20 protein-coding genes are annotated in these 20610 nt (G+C 65.0%); 10 read left to right on the top strand and 10 right to left on the bottom strand.

The features are described 5' to 3' along the window. From ASG84_RS07615 to phoU, 4 genes are all read left to right on the top strand, one after another. Positions 1-265, top strand: a 265-nt coding sequence (locus ASG84_RS07615; protein ID WP_057476391.1) for an acyl-ACP desaturase, incomplete at its 5' end; no start/stop codon positions are given. 91 nt (positions 266-356) lie between these two features. Beyond that, positions 357-1496 (top strand): tRNA dihydrouridine synthase DusB, encoded by a 1140-nt coding sequence (gene dusB, locus ASG84_RS07610; RefSeq protein ID WP_057476390.1) that lies wholly within the window; start codon positions 357-359, stop codon positions 1494-1496. A gap of 118 nt (positions 1497-1614) precedes the next feature. Next, positions 1615-3534 carry an LCP family protein gene (locus ASG84_RS07605; RefSeq protein ID WP_057476389.1) on the top strand — a complete coding sequence of 640 codons (1920 nt, stop codon included), beginning with the start codon at positions 1615-1617 and terminating at the stop codon, positions 3532-3534. Positions 3535-3600: 66 nt separating this feature from the next. Beyond that, a complete protein-coding gene (gene phoU / locus ASG84_RS07600) occupies positions 3601-4275 on the top strand; it encodes a phosphate signaling complex protein PhoU (protein ID WP_057476388.1) in 675 nt (224 codons plus the stop codon). 123 nt (positions 4276-4398) lie between these two features. Here the strand turns inward: phoU and pstB are convergent, their stop codons facing one another. The 6 genes from pstB to ASG84_RS07570 all read right to left on the bottom strand — a co-directional run bounded on the left by pstB (position 4399) and on the right by ASG84_RS07570 (position 10220). Continuing rightward, positions 4399-5175, bottom strand: coding sequence for a phosphate ABC transporter ATP-binding protein PstB (gene pstB, locus ASG84_RS07595; protein ID WP_027495871.1), 777 nt, complete (start codon positions 5173-5175; stop codon positions 4399-4401). Between the two features lie 37 nt (positions 5176-5212). Beyond that, a complete protein-coding gene (gene pstA / locus ASG84_RS07590; RefSeq protein ID WP_057476387.1) occupies positions 5213-6121 on the bottom strand; it encodes a phosphate ABC transporter permease PstA in 909 nt (302 codons plus the stop codon). Between the two features lie 3 nt (positions 6122-6124). Beyond that, positions 6125-7162, bottom strand: a complete 1038-nt coding sequence (gene pstC, locus ASG84_RS07585) for a phosphate ABC transporter permease subunit PstC (RefSeq protein ID WP_057476386.1) — start codon at positions 7160-7162, stop codon at positions 6125-6127. 87 nt (positions 7163-7249) lie between these two features. Continuing rightward, positions 7250-8350 carry a phosphate ABC transporter substrate-binding protein PstS gene (pstS, locus tag ASG84_RS07580; RefSeq protein WP_057476385.1) on the bottom strand — a complete coding sequence of 367 codons (1101 nt, stop codon included), beginning with the start codon at positions 8348-8350 and terminating at the stop codon, positions 7250-7252. A gap of 202 nt (positions 8351-8552) precedes the next feature. Further along, positions 8553-9458, bottom strand: a complete 906-nt coding sequence (gene mshD / locus ASG84_RS07575; RefSeq protein ID WP_057476384.1) for a mycothiol synthase — start codon at positions 9456-9458, stop codon at positions 8553-8555. Next, entirely contained in the window at positions 9459-10220 is a 762-nt protein-coding gene (locus tag ASG84_RS07570; RefSeq protein ID WP_057476383.1) for a winged helix-turn-helix transcriptional regulator, read from the bottom strand. Positions 10221-10350: 130 nt separating this feature from the next. Here ASG84_RS07570 and ASG84_RS07565 point away from each other — a divergent pair, with 130 nt between their 5' ends. The 5 genes from ASG84_RS07565 (at position 10351) to ASG84_RS07545 (ending at position 13492) form a co-directional block, all read left to right on the top strand. Then, positions 10351-11130: an LmeA family phospholipid-binding protein gene (locus ASG84_RS07565; RefSeq protein WP_057476414.1), complete on the top strand. Its 780-nt coding sequence runs from the start codon at positions 10351-10353 to the stop codon at positions 11128-11130. After that, the gene (locus ASG84_RS07560; RefSeq protein WP_057476382.1) at positions 11127-11546 is read left to right on the top strand and encodes a thioredoxin family protein; all 420 of its coding nucleotides are present in this window, start codon (positions 11127-11129) and stop codon (positions 11544-11546) included. Before ASG84_RS07565 ends, ASG84_RS07560 begins: the two co-directional genes overlap by 4 nt. A gap of 252 nt (positions 11547-11798) precedes the next feature. Continuing rightward, positions 11799-12269: a DUF4395 domain-containing protein gene (locus ASG84_RS07555; RefSeq protein WP_057476381.1), complete on the top strand. Its 471-nt coding sequence runs from the start codon at positions 11799-11801 to the stop codon at positions 12267-12269. A gap of 79 nt (positions 12270-12348) precedes the next feature. Further along, positions 12349-13185 carry a sulfurtransferase gene (locus tag ASG84_RS07550; protein ID WP_057476380.1) on the top strand — a complete coding sequence of 279 codons (837 nt, stop codon included), beginning with the start codon at positions 12349-12351 and terminating at the stop codon, positions 13183-13185. 1 nt (position 13186) lies between these two features. After that, complete coding sequence (locus ASG84_RS07545) at positions 13187-13492, top strand: DUF1416 domain-containing protein (RefSeq protein ID WP_032376387.1); 306 nt, start codon at positions 13187-13189, stop codon at positions 13490-13492. Positions 13493-13560: 68 nt separating this feature from the next. Here ASG84_RS07545 and ASG84_RS07540 read toward each other — a convergent pair whose 3' ends face one another. Then, positions 13561-15102 (bottom strand): cutinase family protein, encoded by a 1542-nt coding sequence (locus tag ASG84_RS07540; RefSeq protein ID WP_235581576.1) that lies wholly within the window; start codon positions 15100-15102, stop codon positions 13561-13563. Positions 15103-15493: 391 nt separating this feature from the next. Here ASG84_RS07540 and ASG84_RS07535 point away from each other — a divergent pair, with 391 nt between their 5' ends. Next, on the top strand, positions 15494-16114 hold the full coding sequence (locus tag ASG84_RS07535) for an FABP family protein (RefSeq protein WP_057476413.1): 621 nt from the start codon (positions 15494-15496) through the stop codon (positions 16112-16114). 177 nt (positions 16115-16291) lie between these two features. On the opposite strand, the gene ASG84_RS07530 is transcribed toward ASG84_RS07535, so the two are convergent. Genes ASG84_RS07530 through cydB form a run of 3 tightly spaced genes read right to left on the bottom strand, consistent with a single transcriptional unit; the run spans position 16292 to position 20608 of the window. After that, the gene (locus ASG84_RS07530; RefSeq protein WP_082520844.1) at positions 16292-17893 is read right to left on the bottom strand and encodes an ATP-binding cassette domain-containing protein; all 1602 of its coding nucleotides are present in this window, start codon (positions 17891-17893) and stop codon (positions 16292-16294) included. Continuing rightward, entirely contained in the window at positions 17886-19574 is a 1689-nt protein-coding gene (cydD, locus tag ASG84_RS07525) for a thiol reductant ABC exporter subunit CydD (protein ID WP_057476378.1), read from the bottom strand. The genes ASG84_RS07530 and cydD overlap by 8 nt, the downstream gene beginning before the upstream one ends. After that, entirely contained in the window at positions 19571-20608 is a 1038-nt protein-coding gene (gene cydB / locus ASG84_RS07520; RefSeq protein WP_057476377.1) for a cytochrome d ubiquinol oxidase subunit II, read from the bottom strand. Before cydB ends, cydD begins: the two co-directional genes overlap by 4 nt. Positions 20609-20610 lie beyond the last annotated feature (2 nt).

Below are 20610 nucleotides of genomic sequence, written 5' to 3'. Positions count from 1 at the left end.
GATGCCGAACTTCCGCCGCAACGGTGTGCTCATGGCCAAGCACGGCATCTACGACCTGCGTCAGCACCTCGAAGACGTCGTCTGGCCGGTCCTGCGTAAGTGGAACGTCTTCGAGCGCACCGACTTCACCGCCCGCGGCGAGAACACACGCGAAGAACTCGCCGCATTCCTCGAAGACCTCGAACGCCAAGCCACCAAGTTCGAGGAAATGCGAGACCGCTCCCTGGCCCGCGAACGCGCCAAGGCCGAAGCACGCGCGTCGTAAGTTTCGCTCGACTGGTGTGCCCGGTACCGATTTCGGTGCCGGGCACCACTTATTTCCCTGCACGTTCTCCCTCCGTTCCAAAGGCTCTTCCATGACATTGCAGATCGGCTCCCTGGAGTTGCGCAGCCCCGTCGTCCTGGCACCGATGGCGGGCGTCACCAACGTGGCGTTCCGGACCCTGTGCCGGGAGCAGGAACTCGAGCGAGCAGGTAGCACGTCGGGCCTGTACGTCTGCGAGATGGTGACCGCCCGCGCGCTGGTCGAAAGACAGCCCGCGACGATGCACATGACGACCTTCGGTCCCACCGAAACTCCGCGGTCGCTGCAGCTCTACACCGTCGATCCGGACACCACGTACGCCGCGGCGAAGATGATCGTCGACGACAACCTGGCCGACCACATCGACATGAATTTCGGCTGCCCGGTGCCGAAGGTCACCCGTAAGGGCGGCGGTGCCGCGCTGCCGTACAAACGGAACCTGTTCGGTCGCATCGTCGCCGCGGCGGTCAAGGCGACCGAGGGCACCGACATTCCGGTCACCGTCAAGTTCCGCGTCGGCATCGACGAGAACCACCACACGCACCTCGACGCGGGCAGAATCGCCGCCGACGAGGGTGCCGCAGCGGTGGCGCTGCACGCCCGAACCGCGTCGCAGCGGTACTCCGGTACTGCGGACTGGAACGAGATCGCTCGACTCAAGGAACATGTCAGCGGCATCCCGGTGCTGGGCAACGGCGACATCTTCTCCGCGTCCGACGCGGTACGGATGATGGCCGAGACCGGTTGCGACGGCGTCGTCGTGGGGCGAGGTTGTCTGGGCAGGCCGTGGCTGTTCGCCGAACTCAGCGCCCGCTTGAACGGCCGGCCCGAGCCCGTCCCCCCCACCCTCGGCGAGGTGGCCACGATCATCGCCCGCCATGCCGAGCTGCTCGCCGAGCACCACGGAGAGAAGAAGGGCCTGCGCGAGTTGCGCAAGCACGTCTCCTGGTACCTCCGCGGCTTCCCCGCGGGATCGGATCTTCGAGTCTCGATGGCGCTGGTGTCCACCCTCGCCGAGCTGGACGACCTGCTGGCGCAACTGGATCCGACCGTTCCGTTTCCCAAGGACGCAGAGGGTCCCCGCGGACGACAGGGTTCACCGGGCGCGGTTTCTCTACCCGACGGCTGGTTGGACGATCCGGAGGACATCTGTGTCCCGGCCGGTGCCGACCTGATGCATTCGGGCGGCTGATCCCCAGCTGATCGGCTCTCACCTCGCACGAAGTGAACCATGCCGCTCGAGTCAGTACTATGGCTGGGATTGCCGAGTAGGCAACGTGCGCGTGTGATGGAAGGCCAGGTTCGAATTCGTGGGAGACGATCGAGAGTCGGGCCCGTCCGTGCCCGAGGGTCGCGCCCCATGGGAGCGCCCGCTTTCCTCAATCAGACAAAACGGAGAGCATCGGCCTCGCTCCGAACGCCCATCCACACCGGACCAGGATTCACCACCGCAGCCAGGCGACAGCGGCAGGCTCGGCAAACGATCGCCGCGTAATGCCGACACCGTCTCGGTAGCCGAGCTGGTGGACAAGATGTCGCGTTCGGGATCGAGTCGCCGGGCCCCCACCGACCGGCCCGAAACCGAAGAACCGACCGAGATCATCGCCCCGATCACCGATGCCACACCACCACCCTCCCGAGCGGTACCGCCGACGCCGCCGCACGCAGTACCGGAGCCGGTGGGCGCGCCCGCCTCGGATCGCCCGGCTCTGACGCGGTTGGCAATGAGCCGGGTACGACGACGCCGGCGGCTGCGAATGATCGGCCGAAGTCTGGTGTCCGTCATCGCGGTCCTTTCGGTGGCGTTGACCGGCGTGGTGTGGGGATATCTCCGCAACACAGACCAGGGATTTCTCCAGGTCGCCGCTCTCGATCCCGACTCGACGGACGTCGTCGACGCCGCAGGCCAGTACGGGGACGAGACCTACCTGATCGTCGGTACCGACACGCGCACCGGGGCCAGCGGCGAGGTGGGTGCCGGGACCGTCGCCGACGCCGAGGGAGCCCGCTCGGACACGGTCATGCTCGTCAACATTCCGGCCGATCGCAGTCGCGTCGTCGCCGTGTCGTTCCCCCGCGACCTCGACGTGACGCGCCCCGAGTGCGAGCAGTTCGACAACGACACCAATACCTACACCGGTGAGATGTTCCCGGAGGCCTACGGCGACAAGCTCAATGCCACCTACGCCCTCGGTGGCCCCAAGTGCCTGGTCAAGACGATCCAGAAGATATCCGGTCTGCGTATCGGTCATTTCGTGGGAATGGATTTCGCCGGGTTCGAGTCCATGGTCGACGAGGTCGGCGGTGTCGAGGTGTGCACCGCGCAACCGCTGTTCGACTACGAACTCGGTGACGTGCTGCCCAACCCCGGTACGCAACGCATCGACGGCCGCACCGCGCTGAACTACGTTCGGGCCCGCAACATCGAGTCCGAGGGCAACGGGGACTACGGCCGCATCAAGCGACAGCAGCGCTTCCTCTCCTCCCTGTTGAGATCCGCACTGTCCAACCAGGTGTTGCTCGATCCGGGAAAGCTCAACGGGTTCGTCAACGCGTTCACCTCGGACACGTTCGTGGAGAACGTCAAGACGCAGGACCTGGTGACGTTGGGACGGTCGCTGCAGAACGTGGATGCAGGCGCGGTCACGTTCCTCACCATTCCCACCACCGGCACCAACGACTACGGCAACGAGATCCCCAACGAGGACGCGATCGGTGCCATCTTCCAGGCCATCATCGACGACGATCCGCTGCCCGGCGAGGAACGCGCAGACCCGGTCGCCCCCGAATCCTCGGCTCCCCCTGCGGTGCCCGCCGCCCCGCTACTGGCCGTCGAACCGGGGACGGTGTCGCTGCAGGTATCCAACGCGTCCGACATCGCCGGAATGGCACAAACAGCATCCGACGAGCTCGCAACCTACGGATTCCAGATCCTGACGGTAGGCAACTTCTCGGGCTCCGCCACCCAGACCGTCGTGCGCTACTCCCAGGACCAGGAAGCGGCCGCCGCGACCGTCGCGTCGGCGATCCCGGGCGCAGCCATCGAGCTGGCTCCGAGCCTGAACAACGTCGTCGAGGTGGTGCTCGGTTCCAACTACCCCGGATACACGCAATCCCCGACGCCGTTCGGCACCGTAGTCGATGCCACGCAGGTGGAGGGATCGATCGAGAACACGCCCCTGCCGGAGGACCTGTCGTTCACCAATGCCGCCGACGACACGTGTGCCTGACTCCATTCATGCTCCGTTAACCCTCGGGACAGTAAACAGGTCGGTGTGACCTACTAAACTTCGCTCATGCGCGTCGCCTACAACGAACAGATGAACGAGCTTGCCGATCTCCTCGGAGAGATGGCGAGCCTGGCTGGTACGGCCATGGAGAAGGCCACCCAGTCACTCCTCCAAGCAGACCTGGTGCTCGCCGAGCAGGTCATTTCCGAGCACGACAAGATCACCGACCTCAGTGCCGTCTGCGAGGAGAAGGCGTTCACGCTCCTCGCCCTGCAGGCTCCGGTCGCAGGCGATCTCCGGTCCGTGGTGGCCGGCATCCAAATCGTTGCCGACATCGACCGGATGGGCGCACTTGCCCTGCACGTCGCCAAGATCACCCGCCGCAGGCACCCGAACCACGCCCTCCCCGAGGTCGTCAACGGATACTTCGCCGAGATGGGACGCCTCGCCGTTCAGATCGGTGCGTCCGCGCGCGAAGTCCTCGAGACACGCGACCCCGAGCGCGCTGCGAAGTTGCAGGAAGAAGACGAGGCGATGGACGATCTGCACCGTCACCTCTTCACGGTTCTGATGGACCGTGATTGGAGCCATGGCGTCGCCGCCGCAGTGGACGTGACTCTGTTGGGTCGCTTCTACGAGCGCTTCGCCGATCACGCGGTCGAGGTCGGCCGCCGAGTGATCTTCCTCGTCACCGGCCAGCTTCCGGTCGATCTGCACCAGAACAACATTCCCACTTCGTAGAACCACTGTCGTCGAGTAGGGCTGCCCAGCAGCGCTACTCGACGTTCGTGTCAGGGCAGGCGCACAACGAGAAGAACCCCCGTCGAGCTTTCGCTCGGCGGGGGTTCTCTGTGCGGTGTGTGGTTATCCGAAGCGGCCGGAGATGTAGTCCTCGGTGGCCTTCTGCGTCGGGTTGGAGAAGATCTTCTCGGTGTCGTCGATTTCGATGAGCTTGCCCGGCTTGCCGGTCGCCTCGAGGTTGAAGAATCCGGTCTGATCGCTCACACGTGCGGCCTGCTGCATGTTGTGCGTGACGATCACGATCGTGAAGTCCTGCTTGAGTTCCTGGATCAGGTCCTCGATGGCCAGCGTCGAAATGGGATCGAGTGCTGAGCACGGCTCGTCCATCAGCAGCACGTCAGGCGAGACAGCGATGGCCCGAGCGATGCACAGACGCTGCTGCTGACCACCGGAAAGGCCACCACCAGGCTTGTCGAGGCGATCCTTGACCTCGGTCCAGAGGTTGGCACCCTTGAGTGAGCGCTCGGCGATCTCGTCGAGTTCCTTCTTGCCGCGGCCGCCCTGCAACTTCAGGCCTGCGACGACGTTGTCCTTGATGGACATCGTCGGGAACGGGTTGGGCCGCTGGAAGACCATGCCGATGGTGCGTCGCACACCCACGGGATCGACGCCGCTGCCGTAGATGTCCTCGCCGTCGAGCAGCACCGAGCCCTCGACGCGGGCACCCGGGGTGACCTCGTGCATGCGGTTGAGCGAACGCAGCACGGTCGACTTACCGCAGCCGGACGGTCCGATGAACGCGGTGACGCTGCGCGGCGGCACGGCCAGAGTGACGTCGGAGACGGCGTGGAATTTGCCGTAGTAGATGTTGACGTCTTTGAGATCGAGACGCTTTGCCATGTTCTTCGTTCCTTACGATTCGCTGGAGTCGGGTGGGTCAGAAGTTCTTGGGCGAAAAGAACTTCGAGACCAACTTCGCGCCGATGTTGAGTATTGCCACGATCAGGATCAGCGTCAGGGCTGCTCCCCACATGCGCTCAGCGGTGAGCACGCCGGTTCCTGCTTTCTGCAGGTCGACCATCATGAGCGGCAGTGACGTCTGCGGCCCGGCGAAGATGTTGAAGTTGATTGCGGTAGCGGATCCCACCAGGATCAGCACCGGTGCCGTCTCGCCCATGACGCGGGCCAGGGCGAGCATGATGCCCGTGACGATTCCGGACAGCGCGGTGGGGATGACTATCTTGGCGATGGTCTTCCACTTCGGCACGCCGAGCGCGTAGGACGCCTCGCGCAGGTCCTGCGGAACGATGCGCAGCATTTCCTCGGCCGAGCGCACGATCACCGGGATCATCAGCAGAACGAGCGCGAAGGCGACAGCCACACCGGAGCGCTGGAAGCCGAAGGTGGCGATCCACAAGGCGTAGATGAACAGGGCCGCGACGATCGACGGCACGCCGGTGAGGATGTCGACCATGAACGTCGTCACTCGCGCCAGCCGAGTACCGGCACCGTATTCGACGAGATAGATGGCGACGAAGATGCCGATGGGGATGGAGATGACGGCGCAGAACAATCCTTGCAGGAGGGTTCCGATGATGGCGTGGTACGCGCCGCCACCCGCGATGAACTGGGTGACACCGGCCTGCGAGTTCTGCCACCAGGTGGGTGAGACGACGGCCGACAGTCCGCGGGAGATCACTGTGTAGAGCACCCAGATCAGGGGAACGAGTGCCACCAGCACGGAAAGGCTGACGAGGATCGTCGCCGTCAGGTTGGACGCTTTGCGCCGAGCGCTGACGCCTTGGAACGTGGGTTCCTTGACGGGCTTGTCCATGGTTGCGGTCATGGGTCAGTCCTTCTTTCCGGCGATGGCGGCGCGAGCACCGGCGTTGACGACGAAGGTCAGAACGAAGAGCACCAGACCTGCGGCGATGTAGGCACCTGCCTGCAGCGGATTGTTGAACTCGCCCGCAGCCAACGCGATCTTGGTCGCGAACGTGGAACCGCCGTCGAACAGGGTTCCGCCGAAGGTCGCCTGGGTGCTGCGAATGATGATGTAGAGCGCGATGGTCTCACCGAGTGCGCGGCCGAGTCCGAGCATCGAACCCGAGACGAAACCGGACTTGCCGAACGGAATGACCGTGGTGCGCACGACCTCCCAGCGGGTGGCTCCGAGCGCGAGAGCGGCTTCGACCTGACCCTTCGGCGTCTGGATGAACACCTCACGGGTGACGGCGGCGATGATCGGCAGGATCATCACGGCGAGCACGATGCCACCGGTGAAGATGGTGCCGCCGCCGGCGATCGACACCGATCCGGTACTGAAGAGCGGGAACCAGCTCAGCGACGAGTTCAGCCATTCGGCGAACGGGCTGATGGCGGGCGCGAGGACGTAGAGGCCCCAGAGACCGAAGACGATCGACGGGACCGCGGCCAGCAGGTCGATGATGTAACCGAGCGGTCCTGCGACCCGCTTGGGTGCGTAGTTCGTCAGGTAGATGGCGATACCGAGAGCAACAGGCATCGCCAGAATCAGAGCGAACAGCGACACGGTAACGGTGACCAGGAAGAGATCGAGGACACCGAACACCATCGCGGAGGTGTTGGAGGTGTCCCACGCGCCGTTGTAGGTCAGGAAGTTGACCGTGTTGTTCGACAGTGAGGGGATCGCGCGCCAGAGCAGGAAGATACCGACGGCGGCAATCAGGGCGATGATGAAGATGCCCGAGCCCGTGGCCAGGCCGGAGAAGATCCGGTCACCGGGACGTGTGACGGTTCCCGATGCTTTCGAGTCTGACAATTGTGGTTCTTCCGGTTGGTGCGCGGCACCCGTGGTGGGCACGGTAGCCGCGGAGGGGACGCCGGTCATCGAGTGGGTGTCGCTCATACCGCTCACTGTCTCGTGTGGAGGTCGAGGACGGTCTTGCTTCGGCTCGCGGTGTCGCGAGCCGAAGCAAGATCACGTCTCATTGAATCAGGCGATTGCTTCGACAGCGGTGACCAGACGTTCCTTGAAGGAATCGGGGAGCGGCACGTAGCCGGCTTCCTCGAGGCCCTGCTGGCCCTCGTTGGCTGCACTGAGAAGGAAGGACTTGACCGCTGCCGTGGTGTCGGCGTCGTAGCCCTTCGAGCACACGATCTCGTAGGTCGCGAGGACCAACGGGTACGTGTCGGCTTCGTTGCTGGCGTACAGCGCGTCGATGTCGATCACGAGGTCGTTGCCCTCACCGGAGAACGTTGCCGCGTCGATCGCTGCGGCTGCCGTCTCGGTGCTGAGCTCGACCGGTCCGTTGCCGAAGTCGACGGCAGCTGTGCCGAGGCTCTCCTGGTCGGCGAAGCCCTTCTCGACATAGGTGACCGATCCGGGGGTAGCCGCGACGGCCTGGGCGACGCCCGAGGATCCGTTGGCACCTTCGCCGACGCCGCCGGCCCAATCGGAGCTGTGGTCGAGGGTCCACGCTTCGGGAGCGGATGCTGCGAGGAAGCGCTGGAAGTTGTCGCTGGTGCCCGAGGAGTCGGAGCGGTAGACCGGGGTGACCGCAGTGGACGGCAGGTCGACGCCTTCGTTGAGGGCGGCGATCGCGGGATCGTTCCAGGTGGTGATCTGGCCGGTGAACATGCGCGCGATGACGTCCGGGTTCAGCGCAACGTTGTCGACACCGTCGAGGTTGTAGGCCACAGCGACCGGTCCGAAGACCAGGGGCAGATTCCAGGCCGGGTTGTTGGCGCAACGAACGGCGGCCTGGGCGGCCTGATCGTCCTTGATGGCCGAATCCGATCCGGCGAAGTCGACGAGGCCGGCGACGAACTGCGTGCGGCCGTTGCCCGAGCCGCTGGTGGTGTACTCGACGGCCTTTCCGGCGCACACGCCGGAGTAGATCGAGGTGAAGTTGGACATGGCGTTCTGCTGAGCGGACGAGCCTTCACCGGTCAGTGGGGACTTGCCTTCGCAGCTGGCCGAGGATTCGGATGCGCCGTCCGTGGTGGCGACGTTCGCGTCGCTACCGCATGCGGTCAGCAACATGGCACTGATGGCCACTGCACTCATGAGAGCACCGTTGCGCTTGAGGTTCACCTGTTTCCTCCGAGGAATCTTGGGCCGTGTCCACGGCTCGGACCTGATCGGCCGTGCTGTGACTGTGTGGGTGCCGGCTCCTCGAGAGAACCTCGCACCAGGCGGCGTAGGTTGCCACCCACGGAGAAAGGTAAGGGCAGGTGGTAGACGTTTACCCCCGCGTGGGTGAACGGAAGATGAACACCGCGCTGGAAATGTCCGTTTACGGGGTGCGCGCGTACGCGACGTCGACGTGGTAATTCACGAACCCGAGCTTGGTGTACGTGTGCACGGCGGCGGTGTTGTCCGCCTCGACGTACAGCATGATCTGGCTCAGTTCGCGGCTGCGCAGGTAATGCAGGCCCGCCAGGGTCAGCACTCGGCCGAGACCACGGCCCTGGGACTCCGGATCGATGCCGACGACGTACACCTCACCGATGGCCGGCTCGCTCGCTTCGGCGGCGTGCACTTTCGTCCAGTGAAATCCCAGCAGGTGGTCGCTGCCCTCCTCGAACGCCAGGAAGAGACCCGCCGGATCGAACCACGGTTCGTCGCGGCGCGAGGCGATGTCGCGATCGGTCCAGCCACCCTGCTCGGGATGCCATGAGAACGCCGCATTGTTCACTCGCAGCAGCTCGGCGTCGTCCTGATGGCCTCGGTAGGTCCGCAACGTAATACCATCCGGCACAACAACATCGGGGAGATCAGGAGTGGCCGATGCCCGACGCATCTGCAGCAACTCCCGAACCACCGTCAGCTCGAGACGAGCTGCAACGGACTGCGCCGCGGCGATGTTGCCGTGCGCCCAGATTCGCGCCTCGGACCCGATATCGAGTGCGCGAGAAACCAATTCGCGACCGATGCCGAGACCGCGGGAAGCCGGATCGACCACCGCCTCGGCCATCCCGTCGGCGATTCCGGCGTAGCCGACGACTCGATCACCTTCGGTGGCGACGAGCCGAACGACGTTCTCGCCCGCGTCGACCGCCTTCACTGCCTGCTCCGACAGGGGCGCGGTACCGTCGGCTTCCGTTGCGCGAGAAAGGATCCCATGAATCTCGCCGGAAACGCGAGGAGACGGTGCGTCGCCGTCGATGGGATGGACGCCGAACGCAGTATCCGAACTCATCTACGAGAGAGTACTCTCCTGCTCGAACTCGAAATCCGCATCGCCGGAATCCCCGCCCGCGCCGTCCGATGCCGCTGGGCCGCCTTTGCTGTTCCGCGCGGGCCGGACCGCCTTGTATCCGACGTTGCGCACGGTGCCGATCAGCGATTCGTACTCGGTACCGAGCTTGGCACGCAGGCGTCGAACATGGACGTCCACGGTGCGTGTGCCACCGAAGAAGTCGTAGCCCCACACTTCCTGCAGCAGTTGGGCGCGAGTGAACACGCGGCCCGCGTGCTGAGCCAGATACTTCAGCAGCTCGAATTCCTTGTAGGTCAGGTCGAGCGGACGACCACGCAGGCGCGCGGTGTAGGTGCCCTCGTCGATGATCAGCTCGCCGAGCGTGATCTTGCCCGAAGTCTCCGGGCTCGCGACGCCGCCGCTACGCCCGACGAGCAGCCGCAGGCGCGCGTCCAGTTCTGCCGGCCCGGTACCGGGAAGCAGGATGTCGTCCAGGCCCCAATCGGAGTTGACGGCTACCAGCCCGCCCTCGGTGAGGACTGCGACGACGGGGATGGCCGAGCCGGTACTTCCCAACAGTCGACACAACCCGCGTGCTGCAGCCAGATCGGTGCGGGCGTCCACGAGAGCGATATCGGCCGAACCCGCTTCGAGTAGCGAGGAGACCTCGGTGGGCACCGGGCGCACGTGATGCGCCAGAAGAGCAAGGGATGGAAGAACGCCCTCCGGATTGGGGTCGGAGGTCAGTAGTAGGAGCTCCACTGCGTCTCCGTTCTTGCTGCTGGCCGGTCCAGCCCGAGCTGGATTGGAGTGTTCGTCAAGGACACAGACTAGCTTGTCCGTACAACTGGCCGAAGCGGGCAGTGCGGCACCCGTCGGTCACAATGGACGCGTGCGCACACTTCTCATCGGACTCGTCAGCCTGCTGGCCCTTGCGCTCGTCGTGGATTTCGGCGCGGCGGCGTACTCCGAGTACCGGGTCTCACGCGCGATTCGTGCGGGTGGCGAACTCAATTCGGACCCCCAGGTGATCGTGCACGGCTTCCCGTTCTTGACGCAGGCAGCGGACGGCCGCTACCAGAACATCGAGATCAGGGCTCAGGACGTCCCCACCGAGTACGTCGGCTCGACGACGATCGAGGCCAACCTCCGCGGCGTACACATCGCCCTGTCCGACCTGATCGACAACAACGTTCGGGCCATTCCGGTCGACGAACTCGACGGCCGTGTCCGCATCGAGGCGACGGACCTCGGGCGGTTCCTCGGCATCGTCGACCTGCAGGTTTCTGCGCCGCCGGCCGACAAGTCCGACGGCACGGGCGGCTCCGGCGGCTCGGGCAAGACGACCACCGGAGGCGTCGTGCTGACCGGAACGGTGCCGGTCGGCCCACTGCAAACGACGGTGAGCGTCGAAGCCGATCTGCTGCTCGAGGGAGACAGCGTCGCCATCGTGGCATCGGACTTCTACTTCGGTCCGGAGGGTCGGGCGGATTTCACGATTCCCGACTTCGCCAAGCCGACGGTGCTCGGGTTGTTCACCAAGACCATCGAGAGTCAGAACCTGCCCTTCGGACTGCTGCCGACCGACGTGTACGCGGAAGGGTCGCAGATCGTCATCGAGGGTTCGGGCGACAACGTGACGATCGACCTGAACGAGATCGAGAAGCCGTGATTGGAATCACAGTTCTGGTGGTCGTGGCGGTCCTTGCCGTGGCTACCGGTTTCTACCTCCGGAGCCGATCCGGCACCGTGCGCGCGGTACGAGAGACCGACTCCGACTCCGACGCTGTACGTCCTCTCCTGCTGGAGGCAGGCGTCACGACCGACACCGCGACCGTGCTGCACTTCTCGGCGGACTGGTGCGGACCCTGTGCCGCCGTCCGTCGCGTCGTAGGCCAAGTACTCGACGACCGCGGTGGGGCCCGCGAAGTAGAGCTCGACATCGATGCCCATCCGGTCCTCGCTCGCGAGCTGGGGGTGCTGTCGCTGCCCACCACGTTCGTGCTCGACACCGACTTGCGTCGGCGCTCGAGAATCGCGGGGGTTCCCTCCGCGGCGGCTCTGCGGTCGGCGCTCGACGCCCTGTGACCACCTACGCTCGGGTGGGCGGTTCGATGCGCCGCTGGTAGCAGGTAGGATGCTCTTCGTGTTCTCCCGCCACGAGCTGATGCTCACCAGTCGACGCACGGTTGATCTGTGCCGACTGGGCGGTTGTTGCTGTCGCTGCTGCTGATTTCCTTCTGCCGCCACGCCCATGCGTGATGTCGGCCCCTCGACAGGAATCCACGTCCGAGCACTGCCCATGTAGCGTGCCCCGGCCCCGCACAGGAGTACTTCTCGATGTCGACACCCGACACCCACACCGTCTCCCCCACGCTCGACCAGGTCGACGTCCGTGGCCCCCGCTTCGCAGCGTGGATCACCACCGCCGTTCTGGTCGTCGTGATTCTCCTGACCACGTTCTCGGTCCCCGCAGCGGCAATCCTGCTCGGGCTACAGGCGATCGTGTTCGGAATCGGAGCCGTCCGCGGACCCAAGCACAGTCCCTACGGCACGATCTACGCGACGTTCGTCGCTCCGCGGCTCTCCCCGACCAGCGAACGCGAGCCGGTGGCTCCGTTGAAGTTCGCTCAGTTGGTGGGATTCGTGTTCGCCGCCGTCGGAGTTCTCGGCTTCGCCCTCGGCGCTCCCGTCGTCGGCACCGTGGCCGCAGGCTTCGCCCTGTTCGCGGCGTTTCTCAACGCCGCGTTCGCGGTCTGCCTCGGGTGCATGATCTACCCGCTCGCGGCGCGAGTGCGCAGCACCTCCTGAACTGGGTCGTTTCGCAGGCTCCACACCTGTCCTGACACCCCTTCTTCCGATCCGTACAAGAAAGACCGAAAGGAACACCATGGCTCGCTCCGACGTCCTGGTCTCTGCCGACTGGGCCGAGCAGAACCTGAACGCACCGAAGATCGTCTTCGTCGAGGTCGACGAAGACGCCAGCGCCTACGACGGCGGACACATCGAAGGTGCAGTCAAGCTCGACTGGCGCAAGGACCTGCAGGACCCGGTTCGCCGCGACTTCCTGGGCCAGGAGCAGTTCTCGGACCTGTTGTCGGCGAAGGGCATCAGCAACGACGACACCGTCGTCCTGTACGGCGGAAACAACAACTGGTTCGCCGCCTACGCCTACTGGTACTTCAAGCTCTACGGCCACAAGGACGTCAAGCTCATCGACGGCGGACGCAAGAAGTGGGAACTCGACGGACGCGCGCTGTCGAAGGACGTCGTCAGCCGGGAAACCACTCAGTACCGAGCCGAGGCTCCCGACCTGTCGATTCGTGCATTCCGCGACGAGGTCATCGACGCCATCGGCAACAAGAACCTGATCGACGTGCGCTCGCCCGACGAGTTCTCGGGCAAGATCCTCGCCCCGGCTCACCTGCCGCAGGAACAGGCTCAGCAGCGTGGCCACGTTCCGTCCGCGATCAACATTCCGTGGAGCACCACCGCCAACGAGGACGGCACATTCAAGTCCGACGATGCGCTCGAAGAGCTGTACAAGGCCAAGGGCTACGACGACGAGAAGGCCACCATCGCCTACTGCCGCATCGGTGAGCGTTCGAGCCACACCTGGTTCGTCCTCAAGGAGCTTCTGGGCAAGGAAGACGTCAAGAACTACGACGGCAGCTGGGTCGAGTACGGCTCCCTCGTCGGAGCACCCATCGAGTTGGAGGTTCACTGATATGTGTGGAGCACCCGTACAGGGCCAGACCATCCCCGCAGGCGTCGACGTCGAAAAGGAAACGGTCATCACCGGCCGCGTTCTCGCCGGCGACGGTGAGCCGGTAGCGGGAGCGTTCGTGCGTCTGCTCGACGGCACCGGCGAATTCACCGCCGAGGTCGTCGCGTCGGGCACCGGGGACTTCCGCTTCTTCGCCGCTCCCGGCCAGTGGACGCTGCGTGCACTGTCGGCATCGGGCAACGGCGACACCGTCATCGCTCCCGAAGGCGCAGGCGTGCACTCTGCCGACGTCACCGTCGGAGTCTGACTTCGCAGCACCGCCAGAAACGAAGAACCCCGCACCTGCTCGGCAGGTGCGGGGTTCTTTTTCGTCCTCTAGCCGGTCGCGGGCACCGGCTCCGGAACCGTGGAGTACTGCGGCGGGAACAATCCCTCCGGGACCGGAATGCCCTGGGACTCGAGGAAGGCACCGAGGTCACTGACTCGGGTCTGCGTACCCGGCTCGGGCAGCAGCCGCGGCTCCGGCGCAGGCGCGGGCGTCTCGGTCATGGGAGCCTCGGGCGTGGCCGGATCGACCGGAGCGGGTGCGTTGTTCTTCTCGCGTTCGGTACGAGCGAGATCGGTCACCCACGCGACCATCTTCTCGCTTTCCCACTCGACACCGTCGTTGGGGTCGTTGTACCAGTAGGACAGGTGCTGCAGGAAGCCGAGCGCCAGGTAGGGGCCCAGGACCACGTCGACGATGCCCTTGTTGTTGTCCACCAGACCTTCGCCTTCGGCGCGCAACTTCGCCTCCACGGTCTCCGCGCCCGGTCCGAGTGCCCAGTTCAGATCGGCGAAAAGCTGGTCGGGGGACAGCGCTGCGACAGCCTCTGCGTCGTTCACCTGGTATCGCCGGTCGGACACCTTGACCAGAACCTGCAACAAAGTCTCGTCCGATTCGAGCCAGGACTTGTTAGTGGCGATGTCGATGATCGCGCGGGTGGCGATGGTAGCGACCGTCCGGCCGAAATCGGACACGGTCTGCACCGGATTCAGCAGCGTCAACCGCATCTGTCCCAGTACGCCGAGCGCCAATTGCAGCAGCTCGATCTTGTCCGGTGCATCGCACGCCAGATCCCAGGGCCGACACGACCAGGTGACCTTGTCGGTCATGGTGCCGTAGTCGCGGGGCGACTGATCCATGAAACCGCCGAGAGACTCACCGACCTCGTCGCCGAAGTTCGGCACCCCGGCCGGGCGGTACGGCGACCCGACCATGATGACGCCGACGACGTCGTCGGACGTGACGAGCGCGTTGGGATCACGGTGTCCGAGGTCGACCGAGATCCGATCGAGAACTTCCCCGCCGACGCTGTACCCGAGCAGCGCGAACTTGGTCTTCTCGCCGCACTTGGTCTTGTACTCGTTCATCAACCGGTTGGTCGACGCGATGCCGTCGTCGATCGATTCCTGGTACGTCGCCACGTCGTCGAGCACGTCGAAGCCGTAGGTGGAGGTGTACGGAACGTAGAGCCAGCCGACGGTCCCGGGGCTGTCCGCGTTCGCCTCACCGACCGGAACCGTGACGTTGCCGACCCAATTCGACGCGATCGTCTGCGCCTCTTCGTTCAGCGGATTGCGATCTGCGGCGGAGTCGGTGGCTCCGGACACCGCCAACAGCAGTACATCCGGGCAGTCCTGCGCGTAGTTGTTCGGATCGATGTTCGGGCCCTGAGACGAACCGAAGTCGGCAGACCCGGAATCCGACGAACCGGAATCGGACGAGCCCGAATCCGGGGCGGCCAGCGCGGCGGCGGGTGCTGCGAGCGCCAGCGTCAGTGCGACGACCGCCGATCGAAGCACCACGGAACCGAACGACGATGTCAGGACACGCTTACGACGCAGCATTTCTGCAGAGACCTCCCCAGCCTTCACGACAACACAGTGAACAACGTCGGAAATTCGCCCACGGGCGTCCGACGTCCCCCGAAGAAGGTACCTGTTGTTCGGGATTTCTCCACCAGTACGAGTGACCCAGCGCACTTTCCGAGCCGAAGTCGGTTAGATGTCACCAAAGACACACGTCGGATTCGGGCCACTGTTCTCAGTGGGAAACCATGCGGGTTAAACTCGCACTCGTGGTCATCTTCTTCGAGTTGTTGCTGGTGCTTGCGGCAATAGCCATCATCGCGTTCTCGCTCTACGTCGTCTACCGACTGGTCAACGACGAGTCGTGACGGATCCGGTTGCGGGGCAACCCGGCAGTGCTGACGAGGGCAGGGCCGACGAGAGACGCGACGTCCCCGCCACCAGTGGTGACGAAGCGATAGCAGCGGCCGAACAGAAGTTCGCCGAGGCATCGTCTCGGAACATCCCGGTACTGCCCGATATCCCTCATCCCGACGACACCGCCAACCTGCGGCTCGGTCCCGACCTGGATCCGTCGATGCTGGCGCTGTTGCCTCTCGTCGGCGTCTGGCGCGGTGAAGGCGAAGGGCACGACCCCGAACTGGGAACCGACTACCCCTTCGGACAGCAGATCGTCATCACCCACGACGGCGGCAGCTACTTGAGCTGGGAATCGCGCTCGTGGCGGCTCGACTCCGATGGCAACTACGCTCACCCCGACCTCCGCGAAACCGGATTCTGGCGCGTCAGCGGTGGCCACGGACTCAAAGGTTCCGAGAACGAAGAGGTCATCGAACTTCTGTTGACCCACAGCACCGGTGTGGTCGAACTCTATTACGGACACGCACTCACCAAGTCCTCGTGGGAACTCGCCACCGACGTCGTCATCCGCAGCACCTCGGGTGCGCTGGTCGGCGGAGCGCGCCGCCTGTACGGAATCGTCGAGGGCGGAGATCTGGCGTACGTCGAGGAACGCGTTGTCGCCGACGGCCCACTCGCACCGCGGTTGTCCGCACGGTTGTCGCGCTACATCGGCTGATTTCATTTCTTCTCGTTGCATGCGAACGGCCCTCGAGCCATACCTGATTTCAGGTCCCGACCGGACAGGTCGGGGGCTCGAGGGCCGGGTAGCTGCCTGGGATTCGCTTGCCGCTCGCGCGGTCTTCGCAGTGAATCCGTCAGCGATAGCGGCTAGCTGACAGCCACCTCACGCGTCCTAGAGTTCATCAACTTCAGACCACCTCCTCTCTCGTGTACTTCCAACGTACGCCCGAGATTCCGAGTCGGCAAAGTGTTTTTTCTTCGTGTCTGCGCCGAGGTCGATCACCTGGTCGGCGTCGGTGTTCTCCGGCAGTTGATGGGTGACGACCACCACGGTTCGGTCGGCACCGAACAGGCCGCAGTCGGTGGTGAGCAGCTCCCGCAGTATCCGCATCCCGGAGACTCTGTCGAGATGTTCGGTCGGCTCGTCGAGCAGCACGATCGGTGCACTGCTGAGCAGAGCGCGCGCGAGCAGCAGCCTGCGTCGCTCTCCCCCGGACACCGCGTGTGCGCCGCCCACGAGGGGCGTGTGGACACCGAGGGGCAGCGCGTCGAGCCACGATCCGAGGCCCACTTTCCGCAGTGCCTCCGACGCTTCCTGCTCGTTCACGTCCCCGCGTACCACCCGCAGATTCTCCAGAATCGACGTATCGAACAGATGCGCATCCTCGGCGAACAGTGCTGCGTCCGAGCCGTATTCCTCGGCAAGTGCGCGCAACATCGTCGATTTTCCCGATCCACTGGGGCCGATGAGAGCGCTTCGCGCATGTGCACGGAAGTTCGTAGCAGGGGTCGAAGTTCTGCTCACATGCAGCGGCGGAGCCTCCAACATCGCCATGATTCGAGTGGCTGCGATTCTGCCGCGCATCAGGGCGATTGCCGCTCCGGGGAGTGCCGCGGTCGCCTCGAAGGCAGCCAGCGGAACCAACACGATGATCGCCAGTGCCATCGGCGTCATACCGCCGGCGGTACCTCCGTCCGGTCCGTACAGCCCGATCCCGACGAGCAACGACCCGATCACCGACGCTCCGATCGACAGCGGCCCAGCGGCATCGGCAAGGGCCGACGGACGGGCGGCGCGATCCCGGGCAACCACCGAATCCTCTGCTGCGCTTCGCGCTTCGGCCAGTGTTGCGTCGAGTCGCCCGGCGACCCGTAGTTCCGCAGCGTGGTCGAGTGCCCGGACGGCCGACTCCGCGAACCGTGCGTCGGCGTCGGCACCGGACTCTTCCGCGATCCTTGCCGACCGCGCCGCCAGCACCGGTGCCCCCACTCCGGCGGTCAGCAACGCCACCGCCAGGATCGACGCGGCAGCAGGCGAGATGCCGGCGAGAAGGCCCACCGCCGCGAACATCATCACGACGCTGACGCAGATGGGCACGACGGCCCGCACGACGACGTCTCCGAGCACGTCCACGTCCGCTCCGGTGCGAGCGAGAACGTCACCGCGCCGAAGATGAAGCGCCCCGTTTCCGTTCGCCAACCTCTCGTAGATTCCGGTGCGAGCTGCCGTCGTACCACGCAGTGCCGCATCGTGAGTGGACAGTCGTTCCAGATATCGGAACACGCCCCGCGAAATGCCCAGCGCCCGCACGGCTACCACTGCGACGGACAGATCCAGTACTGGTGGCATCTGCCAAGCTCGGGTGATCAGCCAGGCCGACAACGCGGCCAGGGCCAGCGCACTCCCGAGCGTTGCTACTCCGGCAGCCACAGCCACCGCCACCCGTCGCGGAGAGAGCTCCAACAACGCCAGCGCCCGACGCAGATCAGACATGATCGACCCTCGAGTGCAGGGTCGCCTTGCTGCGTACCTCCACGACACGGTCGGCGGCCTGCAACACCGACCGACGATGACCGACCATCACGACGGTCACTCCGCGGTCGGCCGCGGCTCGAACAGCCTGCAGCACCGTCGTTTCGCGCGCCGAATCGAGGTGTGCGGTCGGCTCGTCCAGCACCATGACCGGCGCACTGGAGACGAAAGTCCTGGCGAGCGCGAGGCGCTGCAGTTCGCCGAGCGACAGCCCTACGCCGCCCTGACCGACGCGGGTGTCCCAGCCGGCCGGATGATCTCGAAGCACCTCGTCGAATCCGGCCGAACGGCACGCCGCGTCCAAGGCAGCCGGCTCGGGCACTCCGTGCAGGGTGACGTTCTCGTACAGCGTGCCGGGCAACAACACCGGCCGCTGCGGGAGCCAGGCAACCTGCGCCCACCACTGGTCGAGGTCGAGGTCGGTCACCGGAACTCCCCCTATTCTCACCGCGCCGCTCGACGGCGTTGTCAGACCCAGAATTGCCTGCAGCGCAGTCGATTTACCCGCTCCGTTCGCTCCGGTCAACACCGTGACGGTGCCCGCTCGACACACTGCACTGAGCTCTGCCGGAGCCTTGCCGTCTCTACTCGTGACGGTGAGCCCGTCGAGTTCTATGTCCGACGCCGAGGCGTCGACCGTTCGACCACCACTCGGCCGAACCGTCTGGCGATCCAACACTCGGAATGCTCGGCTCGCGGCCTCGACGCCGTCCTCGGCCGCGTGGAACTGGGTGCCCACGGACCGCAGTGGGAAGTACACCTCGGGTGCCAGGATCAATGCGACGATGCCTGCCTCGAGTGTCATCTCCCCGAATACCAGCCGCAGTCCGATGCCGACGGCCACCAATGCGACACACAGGGTCGCGAGCAGTTCGAGAACCATCGACGACAGGAAGGCAACCTTCAACGCGCGCATCGTCGTTCGCCGATGCGCATCACCCAGTGCTCGGATACGGGCTGCGGGCCCGTGTTCGCGCCCCAGCGCCCGCAGTGTCGGCAGACCGGCCAACAGGTCGAGCAACTGTGTCGACAGCCGGGTCATCGTGGTGAGCGTCGCAGCTGCTCGACCCTTGGTCAGCAGTCCGATCAGGATCATGAACACCGGGATCAGCGGCAGGGTCACCGCGATGATCACCGCCGACGTTACGTCCTCGGTGAGGATGACGATCAGGACCAGCGGGGTGACGACGACGGCCAGCACCAGCGCCGGTACGTAACTGATCAGGTATGCCCGCAATCCGCCGATGGCGCGAGTCACGACTACGGCCAGCTCTTCACGTTCGGCGTCGAGCTCGCGAGGCTCGAAACTGGTTGCCGTAGTGAGCACTTCGAGCTCCAGCTCGGCCACTACCCGCGATGCCGACCGGTGCGCGTATCGAGACTGAGCTCCGGTCGCCAGCACGCGGATTACCGTCGCACCTGCCAGCACCATCAGTTCCGTCGTCCAGGCGGACAACGACCTGGCCGTCGGGTCGGTGATCACACCGGCCAGAACGCGGCCGATGGCAAGTGCACTCACGATGATGCACAGGGTGACGACGGTAGATAGCCCGACCGTCGCAACGAGGTAACCGCGCGCGGAGCGCGAGTACTTCCACAGTCTGGGATCGACCGGTGCCCGTGAGCGAGCGGGTGCGCTCACCGTTTCACCGTCAGTCCGATCGAGTCCGGTATCTGGGCGCTCGAAATGCGTTGCCGGAAGACCCAGTACGTCCAGGCCTGGTAGCCGATGACGACGGGAGCAGCGAAGGCCGCGGCCCACGTCATCACCTTCAGCGTGTACGGACTGGACGACGCGTTCGCGATGGTGAGATCGAAGGCGGCGTCCGTGCTGGAGGGCATGACATTGGGGAACAGGGAGGCGAACAGCAGCACAACGACGGCGACGATGGCGATGCTGGTGAAGACGAAGGCCCAGCCTTCGCGTACTTTCGCCGTCAGCGCGACGACGAGCAGCAGCGCCACTGCGGCCACCGCGACGAGTGCCCAGGTCCAGGTCTTCCCGTACGCGAGTTGTGTCCACAGTGCGAAGGCTCCACCGACGAGCACGGCCGGAACCGAAAGCCACGTCGCCATTTTCACCGAGTCCTCGTGTACATCGCCGGAGGTCTTGAGCGCGATGAACACGGCACCGTGCAGTGCGAACACCACGGCCATCGTTACTCCGCCGAGCAGTGCGTACGGGTTGAGGAGGTCGAAGAACCCTGCGGTGACCTTCTTGTTCTCGTCGATCGCGACTCCGCGCACGATGTTGGCGAATGCGACGCCCCACAGCACCGCCGGAACCCACGAACCGATGCCGATTCCGATGTCGCAGCGTCGACGCCACACCGGGTCGTCGATCTTTCCGCGCCACTCGATGGCGCAGATACGCAGGATCAGTGCCACCAGGATCAACAGCAGCGGCAGGTAGAAGCCCGAGAACAGCGTCGCGTACCACTCCGGAAACGCTGCGAACAAGGCACCGCCCGCGGTGATGAGCCAGACTTCGTTGCCGTCCCAGACCGGACCGATCGTGTTCAGGACGGCCCGCCTGCGCTTCTCCCCCGTTGCTGCGTCCGGGTGCCTACCGAGGATGGGCATGAGCATGCCGACACCGAAGTCGAAGCCTTCGAGCACGAAGTAGCCGACGAAGAAGAAGGCAATGATGAGGAACCAGAATTCGGGCAGTGACATAG

Origin of the sequence: Rhodococcus sp. Leaf278 (assembly GCF_001426085.1) — a bacterium.
Lineage (GTDB): Bacteria > Actinomycetota > Actinomycetes > Mycobacteriales > Mycobacteriaceae > Rhodococcoides.
This window is presented reverse-complemented; position numbering and strand designations above follow the sequence as displayed.